The sequence below is a fragment of the Maricaulis alexandrii genome (assembly GCF_005871165.1).
In the GTDB taxonomy this organism is placed as follows: domain Bacteria; phylum Pseudomonadota; class Alphaproteobacteria; order Caulobacterales; family Maricaulaceae; genus Maricaulis; species Maricaulis alexandrii.
Window position 1 is genome coordinate 16,978 of record NZ_SWKP01000009.1, and the last position, 12,896, is coordinate 29,873.

The 12,896-nt window shown below is 62.8% G+C and carries 11 protein-coding genes; 5 read left to right on the top strand and 6 right to left on the bottom strand.

Annotated features, from left to right (window positions below; genetic code table 11):
• Positions 1-135: 135 nt before the first annotated feature.
• On the bottom strand, positions 136-1,473 hold the full coding sequence (gene gltX / locus FCS99_RS12910; protein WP_138513223.1) for a glutamate--tRNA ligase: 1,338 nt from the start codon (positions 1,471-1,473) through the stop codon (positions 136-138).
• Between the two features lie 149 nt (positions 1,474-1,622).
• Here gltX and FCS99_RS12915 point away from each other — a divergent pair, with 149 nt between their 5' ends.
• The gene (locus FCS99_RS12915; RefSeq protein WP_138513225.1) at positions 1,623-3,938 is read left to right on the top strand and encodes a pentapeptide repeat-containing protein; all 2,316 of its coding nucleotides are present in this window, start codon (positions 1,623-1,625) and stop codon (positions 3,936-3,938) included.
• Here FCS99_RS12915 and FCS99_RS12920 read toward each other — a convergent pair.
• The 4 genes from FCS99_RS12920 to FCS99_RS12935 form a co-directional block, all read right to left on the bottom strand.
• Positions 3,935-4,369 carry a hypothetical protein gene (locus FCS99_RS12920; protein ID WP_138513227.1) on the bottom strand — a complete coding sequence of 145 codons (435 nt, stop codon included), beginning with the start codon at positions 4,367-4,369 and terminating at the stop codon, positions 3,935-3,937. The genes FCS99_RS12915 and FCS99_RS12920 overlap by 4 nt on opposite strands.
• Positions 4,370-4,683: 314 nt before the next feature.
• A complete protein-coding gene (locus FCS99_RS12925; RefSeq protein ID WP_138513229.1) occupies positions 4,684-6,354 on the bottom strand; it encodes an NAD+ synthase in 1,671 nt (556 codons plus the stop codon).
• A 73-nt stretch (positions 6,355-6,427) separates the two neighbouring features.
• Positions 6,428-7,357 carry a Gfo/Idh/MocA family protein gene (locus tag FCS99_RS12930; RefSeq protein WP_138513231.1) on the bottom strand — a complete coding sequence of 310 codons (930 nt, stop codon included), beginning with the start codon at positions 7,355-7,357 and terminating at the stop codon, positions 6,428-6,430.
• Between the two features lie 103 nt (positions 7,358-7,460).
• On the bottom strand, positions 7,461-7,946 hold the full coding sequence (locus FCS99_RS12935) for a GNAT family N-acetyltransferase (RefSeq protein WP_171036372.1): 486 nt from the start codon (positions 7,944-7,946) through the stop codon (positions 7,461-7,463).
• An 87-nt stretch (positions 7,947-8,033) separates the two neighbouring features.
• Here FCS99_RS12935 and FCS99_RS12940 point away from each other — a divergent pair, with 87 nt between their 5' ends.
• The 4 genes from FCS99_RS12940 to FCS99_RS12955 all read left to right on the top strand — a co-directional run bounded on the left by FCS99_RS12940 (position 8,034) and on the right by FCS99_RS12955 (position 11,240).
• Positions 8,034-8,813: a DUF3667 domain-containing protein gene (locus tag FCS99_RS12940; protein ID WP_171036373.1), complete on the top strand. Its 780-nt coding sequence runs from the start codon at positions 8,034-8,036 to the stop codon at positions 8,811-8,813.
• A 25-nt stretch (positions 8,814-8,838) separates the two neighbouring features.
• Positions 8,839-9,834, top strand: coding sequence for an NADP-dependent oxidoreductase (locus FCS99_RS12945; protein WP_138513237.1), 996 nt, complete (start codon positions 8,839-8,841; stop codon positions 9,832-9,834).
• Positions 9,834-10,574, top strand: coding sequence for a DUF3667 domain-containing protein (locus tag FCS99_RS12950; RefSeq protein ID WP_138513239.1), 741 nt, complete (start codon positions 9,834-9,836; stop codon positions 10,572-10,574). Before FCS99_RS12945 ends, FCS99_RS12950 begins: the two co-directional genes overlap by 1 nt.
• A gap of 399 nt (positions 10,575-10,973) precedes the next feature.
• Entirely contained in the window at positions 10,974-11,240 is a 267-nt protein-coding gene (locus FCS99_RS12955) for an HU family DNA-binding protein (RefSeq protein WP_138513241.1), read from the top strand.
• Between the two features lie 288 nt (positions 11,241-11,528).
• On the opposite strand, the gene FCS99_RS12960 is transcribed toward FCS99_RS12955, so the two are convergent.
• The gene (locus tag FCS99_RS12960) at positions 11,529-12,896 is read right to left on the bottom strand and encodes a class II 3-deoxy-7-phosphoheptulonate synthase (protein ID WP_138513243.1); all 1,368 of its coding nucleotides are present in this window, start codon (positions 12,894-12,896) and stop codon (positions 11,529-11,531) included.

The following is a 12,896-nucleotide window of genomic DNA, read 5'->3' on the forward strand; positions in this document are numbered from 1 at the left end:
TGTCAGGACAACCTGACCAACTACGCGAGACTTGTCAAGATAACCTGACAATTGGTCGTGATGTCGCGACAAAGAAGAAGGCGGCACCGGGTCGGCACCGCCTTTTCAGATCATGAAATCAGGGGTTTGCGGGGATCAGGCCGTTTCGCCCTTGAGGCGTTTCAGCACGGTTTCCCGGCCCAGGAGCGGCAGAAGCACGGCCATTTCCGGTCCGCGCGGCTCGCCGGTCAGCATGAGGCGCAGCGGCATGAAGAGCTGCTTGCCCTTGCGGCCGGTGGCCTCTTTCAGCGCATTCGTCCACTCGCCCCAGCTCTCACCGGTCAGCTCGCCTTCGGGCAGGTGCCGGGCGGCGGCTTCGGCATAATCCGCCTCTTCGATCACCGGCGTGACCGGACCGGCGACCAGTTGGGCCCAGGATTTGGCATCGGCCAGGGTTTCCAGATTGGGGCGGACCGCATTCCAGAAGGCTTCGCCGCCATCCGCGTCCAGAGCGGCCAGGCGCGGCTGGGCCGTTTCATAGCTCATCGAGTGCAGCAGCTTGGCATTCACGCGCTTGAGTTCTTCCGGATCGAAACGGGCCGGCGAGCGCGACAGCTTGCCCAGGTCGAACCCTTCGAGCAGGCCGTCGATATCGGCGAAGGCATCAACCGCGTCGGACGTGCCGATCTTGGCCAGGAGCGACATGATCGCCATCGGCTCCAGACCGTCCTCATCGCGCAATTCCTGGATGCCCAGCGAGCCCATCCGCTTGGACAGCTTGCCGCCATCCGCTCCGACCAGAAGGGCCTGGTGCCCGAATTGCGGGGCAGACCCACCGAGCGCCTCGAACACCTCGATCTGGGCGCCGGAATTGGTGGTGTGGTCCTCACCGCGGATGATGTGGGTGATCTTGGCGTCGATATCATCCACCACGCTGGGCAGGGTGTAGAGATAGGAGCCGTCTTCGCGGATCAGGATCGGGTCAGACAGCGAGGAGGTCTCGATCGTCACCGGACCGCGCACCATATCGTCCCAGCTGACCGGATTGCCGGAGAGTTTGAAGCGCCAGTGCGGCTTGCGGCCTTCCGCTTCCAGCTTGGCCTTTTCCTCGTCGCTCAGCGACAGGGCGGCGCGGTCATAGACCGGCGGCCGGCCATTGGCCATTTGCAGGCGGCGCTTGCGGTCCAGCTCTTCACCGGTCTCATAACAGGCATAGAGCAGGCCCATTTTCTTGAGTTTCTCGGCCGCCTGGCCATAGACGTCGAACCGGTCGGACTGTTTGAACGTATCGTCCCAGCTGATCCCCAGCCAGGTCAGATCCGCCCGGATCCCGTCCTCGAAGGCCTGCGTGGAGCGTTCCACGTCGGTATCGTCGATGCGCAGCAGGAATTGCCCGCCAGCCTTGCGCGCGAAGAGATAGTTGAAGATCGCGGTGCGAACATTGCCGACATGGAGTTTCCCGGTCGGGCTCGGCGCAAAACGGACTTTGGTCATCGGGGCAGGCCTTGGCTCTGTGTGAAGCCGCACGGCTTAGCGCTGTGCGCGGGTTGGGGCAAGCGGGGGTTCAGTATGGGGGTTGGATGCTCGCCTTTTTCAGGCGCTTGCGGTTTACTCGCGCTGAGAGTGTGGGGACGGGGTAAGGCATGCTGTCTGAGGACGAAAAACAAGCGGCCATCAAGGCGGCCGATGAGGAATGGTGGAAGGGCTGGTGGGAAGAGGACTTTTCCTGGGAGGGACTGGCACGGCTGGATGAACGGGGTAGACTACGGCATCCTTGGCGGGGCTGGTCAGTCATAGACGAGACTCGATGCGTGCCTACAGACCAGGCTTCGTACGGCTCACGCGCAGCCACATTGCAGGATTATTTACGCTGGGATTTTGACACTGAAGAATTGCGTGAAGACATCGCGTTGGCCGAAGCTGGCCTGCTCATCGTAGACGATGTTCCAGCAGCCTTTCATATTCTCCACCTCCCAGAACAATGGCCGGACGGATCAAAGAGTTGGAAGGCCCAGCCAAAGCATGGCGCCTGGAAGACCGTCGCAACAGAATTGGCCAACCGACTTAGCCATGGTGGAGCAACAAAGACCGGCCGGTTCGGATACCTGATTGGGACGGATTTTCGCGCCCAATTGACAGGCATTCAAATCCGGGTTCTGCCCGGCTGTCCCAAGCCGAATGACCAAACGCCTGCCCCCTTACATCTGGTGGCCGCCTGGACTCGCTGGTTGGAAACCGCTGATTTCACGAGACAAGTATTTGGCTCGAGCACATCTTTTGCGGCGGCGCAGTTCTCTGGCGGGGTTTCAAACTTCATCAAAGCCCAATTTTTGGGCGCATACGTCACTTTCTACAAAGCACAGTTTTCAGGCGGAGGCGCCAATTTCTGCGATGCGCGTTTCTCTGGCGGAGACGCCAACTTTAGCAATGCACAATTCTCGGGCGGAGGCGTAATCTTCCGCGACGCGAAGTTCTCAGGTGGAGACGTCAGCTTCCACAGCGCGCAGTTCTCAGGTGGAGACGCTAGCTTCACGGACGTCCAATTCTCTGGCGGAGACGCCCGCTTCGACTTCGCGCAGTTCTCCGGAGGATACGCCCACTTCAACAACGCACAGTTTTCTGGCGGAGACGCCAGCTACAACGCCGCACGATTCTCGGGCGGAAACGTCAGCTTCCACAACGCACAGTTCTCCGGCGGGGACGTCCGCTTCGGAAACGCACAATTCTCCGGAGGCGAAGTCAGCTTCTGCAACGCGCAATTCTCCGGCGGTGACGCCCGCTTCTACAATGCGCAATTTTCCGGCGGTGACGCCAATTTCAACTCGATTCTGAGCGTTGGCAACTTTTGGTCTGGAGTCGGCTCTAAGCGCTGTCAGGCGGCAACTCACACATTTCAGACTGTCCTATTCAACGATGCTGTTTGCCTCGGAAGAGTGGATTTTACGAACCGTGACTTTGGGGAACCTGCCGAATTCGCCGGTGCTCTTTTTTTCGGTCGTGCCACTTTTCATGGTGCCAGGATTCACGAAGGGACGAACTGGAAGAATGCGCGCTTTCGCTTCAGCTCGGAGATTAAGCCTGGCCGCTGGGCCGGGCGGTACCTGACCCGCAGTTGGGTCCAGCGCGCAGTCTTGGCTTGTCAGCATAGACTGGGTCGGTCGAACGGGCCTGTGTCGGACGATCACATCTCTTTTCCTACCTTGCCCACAGTTCAGGAAAAGGTACGCCAAAGAGCAAGGCGCGACCTATCGGACCATGAAACAATCCAACTAAGAGACACATTCGCGGCGTCCCTCGACTGTTTCCAAAACCGCGGCTCTGAGGCCTATTCCCATGAATCGGATTACAGGACGCTGAAACGCCTCATGGAGCACATCGGTGCGCGCAATGAGGAGCAGCGTTTTTTCGCGCTGGAGCTTAAAGCGCGCCGGGCCCGACGTTTGCCAGATCCGTCTGAGACAAACCAAACACGCGATCACGACGTCAAAGCATGGGAGGCCTTTTTCGCTGGCCTTTACGGTGCCATTTCCGATTATGGCCAAAGTCTGACTCGGATTTTCGGCTGGCTGGGCGGGCTCTGGGTTGTGATGGCGGGGGTGTATCTTTGCCTGGCATTGACCGTGCCGCGACCGGCTCCGACGCCACCAGAGGCGGGCAGGCCGCGTCTGGTTTCGGCGCTGAATGAGGCGGCACCGCCCCCTCCGACACGCTGGCAGCAATACATGACGGACAATCGCACAGCGGCCTTCACCGGACCCCTCCTCTATTCGCTGGAAATGACTCTGGTCCCAGTGGTTAATCCGGGCGGGCATCATCCTTGGACCGATGCGCTGGAAGCACCCGGTGCCGGGCGTCATCCCTATTGGTTTGCCTTGGTGCGAATGGTGCACCGGCTGCTCTCCATCCCGTTGCTCTTCCTCTTCCTGCTGACGCTGCGGCGCCGTTTCCAGATCGACTAACTCCGCCCCGCCACCAGCCGATACACCGCGCCGCCGACCAGGCCGACGCCTCCAAAGAGCGCGCTGGCCAAAAGACCTTCTACACCGGTATCGAGGGTGAAGACGAAGACCTGGATCATGACGCCGCCGGTCAGACCGCCCAGGAGGGCGGCCTGCCAGATCGCCTGCCAACGCATTGCGTGCATCAGCCAGGCGGCGGCCAGGGTCGGGATGAGGGTGAAGGCGGCGATATAGGCGCCAAAGAGAAGGCTGGCGGGGATCAGGCCCTGGAGGAAGTCGAGCAGGTCGAGACTGGTTGTGACGCTCTCGAGCAGGCTGACCAGGCCGAAGCTGAGTGTCAGGGTGAGCCCGCTGGCGGCACTGGCGACCAGCCAGGCCAGGCTGGGACGGATGATGTGGACCGGACGTGTGGCGATTGCGGCAGGGCTCATGACAGCCTCCATTTCCTTGATTTCTGTTTTGACAGAAATTTTAGAAGGCGTGGATGTGGTGGGGTGTCGCAGAGGGATTTGGAGACTGATGGGGACCAAATCACAACTTGTCATCCCGGCCGCATGGCCTGCGCAGGCAGGCCGGAGAGCCGGGACCCATAAACACGAAAGTCGGCCGAAGCAGCCTTCACCGTCCGCTCAAGCGGGAAGTAAACCGGGATTATGGGTCCCGGATCTGCGCCCGGCTCAAGGCCGGGCATCCGTCCGGGATGACAAGATAGAATAGAGCCCACCCATCAAGGGCGAAAACCGCCCTACCCGCCCGACTTGAAGTGGTTGGTGATGGGGTAGCGGCGGTCGCGGCCGAAATTCTTGGGGCCGATCTTGACGCCGGGCGGGGCCTGGCGGCGTTTGTATTCGGCGCGGTAGAGAAGGTTTTCGATGCGGCGGACCGTGTCCTCATCCTGGCCTTCGGCGACCAGGTCGCGGACCGAGCGCTCCTCCTCGATCAGGGCGTAGAGGATGGCATCGAGCACGTCATAGGGCGGCAGGCTGTCCTGGTCCTTCTGGTCCTCGCGCAGTTCGGCCGTGGGCGGTTTGGTGATGATGCGTTCGGGGATGACATCGCCGACCGGGCCGAGACCGGGGGCGCGGGTCTGGCCATTGCGCCACCAGGCCAGCTCGAAGACTTCCGTCTTGTAGACGTCCTTGAGGGCATTATAGCCCCCATTCATGTCGCCATAGAGGGTGGCATAGCCGACCGCCATTTCCGACTTGTTGCCGGTGGACAGGACCATGGGGCCGAACTTGTTGGAGAGCGCCATCAGGATGACGCCGCGGGCGCGCGACTGGATGTTTTCCTCGGTCGTGTCCGGCTCGGTGCCGCGGAAGGCGGTGGAGAGCGTCTTGCCGAAAGCCTCGATGGTCGGCTCGACATCGATGATGTCATAGCGCACGCCCAGGCGCTCGGCGCACTCGCGGGCGTCTTCCAGGCTTTCCTCGGAGGTGTATCTGGACGGCATCATCACTGCCCAGACCCGGTCCGGCCCCAGCGCGTCGGCGGCGATGGCGGCGGAGAGCGCGCTGTCGATCCCGCCCGACATGCCCAGCACGACACCCGGGAAACCGGCCTTGTCGACATAATCGCGCAGGGCCAGGACCATGGCCTTCCAGTCCGCTTCCAGACCGATCACGCGCGGGGCCTGGCTGCCGCCGGTGGCGGTCCAGCCGGTCTCGGTGCGCTGCCACTCGACCCGGTCGAGGGCTTCCTCGAAGGCTGGCAGGCGCTGCACGATCTCGCCAGCCCCCTCGCCGGTGCGCGAATAGGAGGCGCCGTCGAAGACCAGCTCGTCCTGGCCGCCGACCTGGTTGATGAAGACCAGTGCCTTGCGGCCCGGCCAGGCGTCATACCAGGTGGAGAAGGCCGTGGTGCGTTCGCGCTCGATCGTGCGCCGCCAGGGCGAGCCATTGATCGCGATCATCATTTCCGCGCCCTGTTCGATCAGGGCCTGGGGCACGGTGCCGTACCAGAGGTCCTCGCAGATCGGCAGGCCGAGACGGATGCCGCGCCATTTGACGATCTCCGGCACCGGGCCCGCCTGGAAGACGCGCTTCTCGTCGAAGACGGCGTAATTGGGCAGTTCATGCTTGAAGCGCAGGGCTATGAGATGACCGTCCTCCACCAGCGCGACCGCATTGTGAAGTTTGGCGCCCTGCCGCCAGGGCAGGCCCATGAGAATGGCCGGACCGGATTTGGAGTCCTCGATCAGCTGGTCGAGCGCGCTCTTGCAGGCCTCCACCGCCGCCGGTTTCAGGACCAGGTCCTCCGGCGGATAGCCCAGCAGGAACATTTCCGGGAAGACGATCAGGTCGGCATCCTGGATACGGGCCTGGGAGAAGGCGGCACGCGCCTTGGCCAGATTGCCCTTCACATCCCCGACAACCGGGTTGAGCTGGGCGGTGAGAATGGAAATCCGGTCTGTCATGATCGCGACTTAGACCGCGCCGCGCCGCATCGCAAGAGGCAGGACGGCCGGGGCGGTCCGCAAGACGCGCGGATCAGGCGCCGTAGCTGCGCGCGCCGTCAATCGCCCGGGCGGCATCCAGTGCGCGCAGGCCGGCAATTCCCGGCACGGCGACCGGCGCCCCGTCCAGCACGGAGGCGATGAAGGCATTCACATTGGCCCCCAGCGAATCCTTGGCACTCGGATCGTCGGCGAAATCGGGATTGAGATCATAGGGCGTGGAGTTCTCGAAGGTCTTGGCGACGAAATCGATCTCCAGCACGCCGGTCTCGTATTCGACGCGCATTTTGCGATCGCGCTCATGATGGACACGGCTGGCCTTCAGCTCGGCGACACAGCCATTGTCGAAGACCAGCTTGGCCTGGGCCACATCGGGCTGACCGAAACGGCCTTCATCGACAATGCCTTCCACCTCTTTCACGGCACAGCCCGCCAGCGCGATGACCAGGTCGAGATCGTGCACCATCAGGTCCAGCGTGACGGAGACGTCCAGGCAGCGTTCCGACGGCGGGCCCATCCGGCTGGCGACCACGCGCAGCGGCTTGTCCGGCACGTTGAACAGGCCCATCGCATTGAAGACGAAGCGTTCCTGGTGGCCTACCTGCAGCACGCAGCCATGCGCGGCGGCCAGGGCGATCAGTTCGCGGGCTTCCTCGACGGAGGAAGCGATCGGCTTTTCCACCAGGACATGACGGCCATGGGCCAGGGCCGCGGCGGCGGCCTCGAAATGGTGCACGGCCGGGCTGGCCACGGTCACGGCATCGACCTCGGCCAGCATCTTGCCGAGATTGTCGAACGGTTTCGCGCCATGTTTCGAGGCGAGGTCCTTCGCACGCTGCAAATCCGGATCATAGATGCCGACCAGCTCCGCGCGGTCATGCGCGGCATATTTGGACGCGTGAAACCCGCCGAACACTCCGGCGCCGACAACACCGGCACGCAGGATCTTGTTCTCCGAAGACATGGCATTTCCTTGTGTGACCGCGGGCGTGATACCGCCCTGCCCCGCTCAATCAAGCGGGGTCTGCATCAAGACGTGTTTCCGGCGATTGCAGGAAACGGGCCGGTCAGCCGGCCAGCGTCTTGGCCATGTGCCAGTTCTTCAGGGCGACACCATGGCGGACCGGGGCCTGTTCGCGGACAATCTCCCAGCCCTGGCGCGTGAAGAAGGCCTTGGCCATGGTCGAGGCATCACTGGTCAACCGGGTCAGCCCGTCCGCCTTCGCCTCGGCTTCCAGAATGCCATAGAGATCATAGGCCACGCCCCGGCCGATATAGTCCGGTGCCACGAAGGCGAAATCGATATGGCCGTCCTGGCGCAGGGTCATGAAGCCGATCACCTCGCCCTCGCCATCTTCCGCCAGCCAGACCTTTTGCGGTGCGAGTCGCACCCGCCAGACTTCCGTTTCCGGCAGATCCGGGGCCCAGGCGGCGCGCTGACTTTCAGTATAGTCGGGGCCGGCGCCTTCGCGCACGGAGGTGAAGAAGAGACGTGTCAGGGCGCCCATGTCGGCATCACCGGCCCGGCGAATTGTCCAGTCGCTTTGGCTCACGGCCATCCTCCCTACCTCAAACTGCAGCGTGCACGGCTTGCACCGGCTTTCGTCCGCTTTACCATGACATACGGGAGGGACTGCCAGTTGGACAATGAGGAAAAGCCGAAAGATCGGTCATCCGATCTGCTCGACTCCATCTCCATTGCCGCGTTCGACGTGGACGGGCGGATTTTCCGCACCGTCTGGCATTCCCTTGTCCGCGCCCCGGATGTGGCCCAGGCGGCCCTGTCCGGCGACTATACACGCTATATCGCGCCCATCCGCCTGTTTGTAGCGCTGTTCGGACTGCAGTTCGTTGTCGCGAATGTCTTCAACACGCCATTGACCGGCAATCTGGACCAGCTGGCCGGCACGCTGACGCCGGAACAGATCCAGGGCTGGCTGGCGACGGGTCAAATGCCCGATGGCAGCGCGGTCACGACCGCGGCGGTCGACCAGGCCATGGATGAATGGGGCAGCCTTTTCCTGTGGCCGATCACCATCATCTCGTCCCTGCCCTATCTTCTTCTCTTGAAACTGTACCGGCCCTCGATACCCTTCTGGGGACATGTGCAGATCTATCTGACCTCCACAAATGCCAGTTTCCTCTTCCTGATCTTCATGATCCCGCTGATCACCCTGTCCTACGGTGCCTTCATCGCCGGACTGGTGGTTGGCATGGTGATCTATTTCGTGGTCATGACCTGGCTGATCGTGCGCTTTTACAGCCGAACCGTGACCGGCACGGTGCTGCGCACGCTCGGCCTTCTGGCCCTGCTGCCGGTCACCTTGGCCATCTCCTCGACGGGTCAGCTCCTGGTCATGGCCTGGACCTTCAATCACGAATTCAATCTCTCCTTCGCCGAGCTCATGCGGCTCTACTAACCTCCCCCAACCAAAGGAAATCCCGATGAAATCGCGTGAAATCCATCTCAATGAATATCTCAAGGGCGAACCGCGCCCGGACAATTTCTCGCTGGTCGAGGTCGATGTCCCGGCCCCGAAAGATGGCGAGGTCACGGTCAAGAACCACTACATCTCCGTCGACCCTTATATGCGCGGCCGGATGAGCGGCATTCGCACCTATATCGGCCCGTTCGAACTGGGTCAGGTGATGGAAGGCGGCGCCGTGGGTGAAGTTGTCGAGTCCAAGGATGACCGTTTCAAGCCGGGCGATTTCGTCAATTCCATGCATGGCTGGCGTGAAGCCTATACGGCCTCCGGTGACGGGCTGACCAAGATCGATACCGATCTCCTGCCGGCCCAGGCCTATCTCGGCCTCGCCGGCATGCCGGGCCTGACCGCCTATGCCGGGATCAAGCGCATCATCGGGCTGAAGGAAGGCGAGACGCTGTGGATGTCCGCCGGCGCCGGTGCGGTCGGCACCGCCGGCATCCAGTTCGCCAAGGCGATGGGCGCCACTGTCATCGCCACGGCCGGCGGTCCGGAAAAATGCGACTTCGTGAAATCCCTCGGCGCCGACCATGTCATCGACTACAAGGCGACCGACAATCTCACCGCTGCGGTCCAGGCCGTCGCGCCGAAGGGCATTGACGGTTATTTCGAGAATGTCGGCGGCACGCACTTCACGGCAGCGCTCAACGTGCTCAAGCCGATGGGCCGGATGGCCGCCTGCGGCATGATCCAGCGCTATAACGACACCGAAGCCTCGATGATCCCCGACAATCTCACCCAGATCGTCGGCAAGTCACTCAAGATCCAGGGCTTCATCGTCTCCAACCATTTCGATCTCATGCCGAGCTTCGTGGAAGAGCTGGGTGGCTGGATGGCCGCCGGCAAGATCCAGCTGGCCGAGACCGTCATGGACGGGATCGACAAGGCACCGGAAGCCTTCATGGGCCTCTTCACCGGAGCCAATACCGGCAAGATGCTGGTCAAGATCTGATGGCCGGACCGGGTCCCGAACCGGCGCACAAGAGCGATCTGGCAGAGCTGGCCGAAGACATATTCGGCCTCAACTTCCGGAGCTTGCGAACGGTTCGGGACCTGGTCCTGTCTCCCGGCCGGGTGTTCGCCGCCTATGCCCGCGGCGATCACCACACCTACACACCCGCCGTGCGGATCTGGCAGACGCTGATCGGCCTCCAGATGATCCTCGCCCTGGTCCTGGGCGGCTATGGCGAAATCCTGTACGGCACGCTGTCCGAGGTGCCGCGGGAAGATCTGGACAGCTTCTTCGGAACCGGAGATCTGGGCCCGGAGGCCTTTCAGGCCTGGCTGGAGGCCATGACGGGCCGCTATGGCGACTGGGCTGCCCTGCTGCACGCGCCCCTGGTGGGCGCTTTCTCCGCGCTCAACCTCTTCCTGCTCAAGACGCGCACCCATCCGCTGGGCTGGGTGCGGCGGCTGAATATCACCTTCGCCATCCTGTCCACCGGATCCCTGCTGGCCCTGCTGTCCCAGCCGCTACTGGCGATCGAGCCGGGCCTGGGCCTGCCGCTCATGCTGGTGGTTGCGACCATCTATGCGATCACGATCATTCGCGGGGCGCCGGGCGTGCTCGTGGAAACGCGGGCCCAGGCCATTGGCCGCGCAATCGGCTACAGCGTCATCACCTTGATCCTCGCCGTCATCGGGGCCGGACTGGTCACCTTCATCGCCCTCTGCCTGGCGCTTCTCGGCTGAGCCTCAGTCGCGCATCAGCCGACCGAGCGTCCAGCCGCCCGCGATCGCCCCCAGAATCGGCGACCAGGTCTCTCCCGCACCTGCGAGAATGGCGCACGCATAAGCCCCCAATCCTGCTGCAAGTGCGAACGGGAGCAGGCGAATCGAACGATTCGTCATATCCGCGTTAGGCTTTGGTTCACCCTGATACATGCCCCGAAATGTACGCAAATGAGGGGCCGAAGGCGAGTTTTGGCCGTTCTCCCAAGGAAATTGCAGTAAATCCGGCCCGATTCACCTGTTCTGGCTTGCAATCGGGTTTGGATATCGGCCTTCTTGCGGGGTCAACGAACACGCGGCAACACCAGCCGGTCACGATGACCGTGACCATCTGGCGCTGCGCCAACTGGGGGGAACCCTATGAACAAGTCTGATCTCGCCAAAGCCGTCAGCGAAAAGACGGGCCTGTCCCGCACGCAAGCTGGCGAAGCCGTCGACGCCGCGATCGATGCCATCATCGGCTCGGTCAAAGGCAATGACAGCGTTCAGCTGGCTGGTTTCGGCACCTTCTACGCCAAGCACCGCGAAGCCCGTGAAGTCCGCAACCCGCGCACCGGCGAAAAAATGATGTCCAAAGCTCGCACCCAGGCGGCTTTCCGCCCGGCTGCTGCCCTGAAGGACATCTAATCAGTCCATTCGGGTTCTGATGAACGAAACGCCGTCCGGGCAACCGGGCGGCGTTTTTGTTTGGGCTGAGGGGCCACCACGACCGCAGAGCCCGGTTCAGCCAAGCGTCTCAAAAACACCGTCATCCCCCGGCTTGTCCGGGGGACCTCTCCCAACCTGCCGACAGCGTAGCTCAGGTCCCCCGGATGCCCTGCGGGCACCGTGGGATGACGCACGTGATAAGACGCGGAAAACAAAAAAGGCGAAGCCGAGGCTCCGCCTTTGTTCGTTTCGCTGTCAGCGCGCCTGTCAGGCCGCAGCAGCGGAATTGTTGCTCCGCACCCGCTTGAGGCTCTCGGCGATGCGGAAGGCCATGTCGAGGGCCTGGTCGGCATTGAGGCGCGGATCGCACTGGGTGTGGTAGCGCGCGGCCAGGTCGGCTTCGGTGACGGGCTTGGCGCCACCGGTGCATTCGGTGACGTCATGGCCGGTCATTTCGAAATGGACCCCGCCCGGATAGGCCCCCTCGGAGTAGAGGACATCCATGAAGCCTTCCAGCTCGGTCAGAATGCGGTCGAAATTCCGCGTCTTGTAGCCGGAGGAGGCTTTCACCGTATTGCCGTGCATCGGATCGGAGGACCAGACGACCTTGCGGCCGGCCTCGGTCACCGCGCGGGCCAGCGCCGGCAGGTTCTGGCGGATCGTGTCGGCCCCCTGACGAACGATCAGCACCAGACGCCCGGCCTCATTGTCCGGATTGATCTTGTCGATCAGCGGCAGGAGCTCGTCCGCCGTCATGGTCGGGCCGCACTTCACGCCGACCGGGTTGGAAATCCCGCTGGCATATTCCAGGTGCGCGCCATCGAGCTGGCGGGTGCGCTCACCCACCCAGATCATGTGCGCGGAGGTGGCGTACCACTGGCCGGTATTCGGATCGCGGCGCGTCAGGGCTTCCTCGAAGGGAAGGTGCAGCGCTTCATGGCTGGTGAAGAAGTCGACGGCTTCCAGGGACGGGGTGGAATCCCGGCCGATGCCGCAGGCCTTCATGAAGTCCAGCGCCTCGGAAATCCGCGCGGCGGTTTCCGCATAGCGTTCTGCCGCCGGGCTGTCCTTGACGAAATCCTGGGTCCACTGGTGGACATTGTGCAGGTCGGCATAACCGCCCGAAGCAAAGGCCCGCAGGAGGTTGAGCGTGGAGGCGGACTGGTCATAGGCGCGGATCAGGCGCTGCGGATCCGGCTCGCGCGCTTCCGGCGTGAACTCGACGCCATTGACGCTGTCACCGCGATAGCTGGGCAGAGAGACGCCATCGACCGTTTCCGTGTCCGAGGAGCGCGGCTTGGCGAACTGGCCCGCCATGCGCCCCACCTTCACCACCGGCTTGGAAGCCGCGAAGGTCAGGACAACCGCCATCTGGAGCAGGACACGGAAAGTGTCGCGCACGCCTTCGGTCGAGAAGTCCTTGAAGCTTTCCGCGCAGTCGCCGCCCTGCAGGAGGAAGGCATTGCCCGCACTGACATCGGCCAGCTGGCGGCGCAGCTTGCGCGCCTCGCCGGCAAAAACGAGCGCCGGACGCGCGGCGAGTTCGCCGATCACGCCATCCAAGGCGGCCGTATCCTTGTAGGTGGGCATCTGCATGACGGGTTTTTCCCGCCAGGATTTCGGAGACCAGGTCAT

Coding starts and splice junctions, on each gene's coding strand:
- gltX (WP_138513223.1), bottom strand. CDS start 1,473: ATGACCAAAGTCCGTTTTGCGCCGAGCCCGACCGGGAAACTCCATGTC.
- FCS99_RS12915 (WP_138513225.1), top strand. CDS start 1,623: ATGCTGTCTGAGGACGAAAAACAAGCGGCCATCAAGGCGGCCGATGAG.
- FCS99_RS12920 (WP_138513227.1), bottom strand. CDS start 4,369: ATGAGCCCTGCCGCAATCGCCACACGTCCGGTCCACATCATCCGTCCC.
- FCS99_RS12925 (WP_138513229.1), bottom strand. CDS start 6,354: ATGACAGACCGGATTTCCATTCTCACCGCCCAGCTCAACCCGGTTGTC.
- FCS99_RS12930 (WP_138513231.1), bottom strand. CDS start 7,357: ATGTCTTCGGAGAACAAGATCCTGCGTGCCGGTGTTGTCGGCGCCGGA.
- FCS99_RS12945 (WP_138513237.1), top strand. CDS start 8,839: ATGAAATCGCGTGAAATCCATCTCAATGAATATCTCAAGGGCGAACCG.
- FCS99_RS12950 (WP_138513239.1), top strand. CDS start 9,834: ATGGCCGGACCGGGTCCCGAACCGGCGCACAAGAGCGATCTGGCAGAG.
- FCS99_RS12955 (WP_138513241.1), top strand. CDS start 10,974: ATGAACAAGTCTGATCTCGCCAAAGCCGTCAGCGAAAAGACGGGCCTG.
- FCS99_RS12960 (WP_138513243.1), bottom strand. CDS start 12,896: ATGACCTGGTCTCCGAAATCCTGGCGGGAAAAACCCGTCATGCAGATG.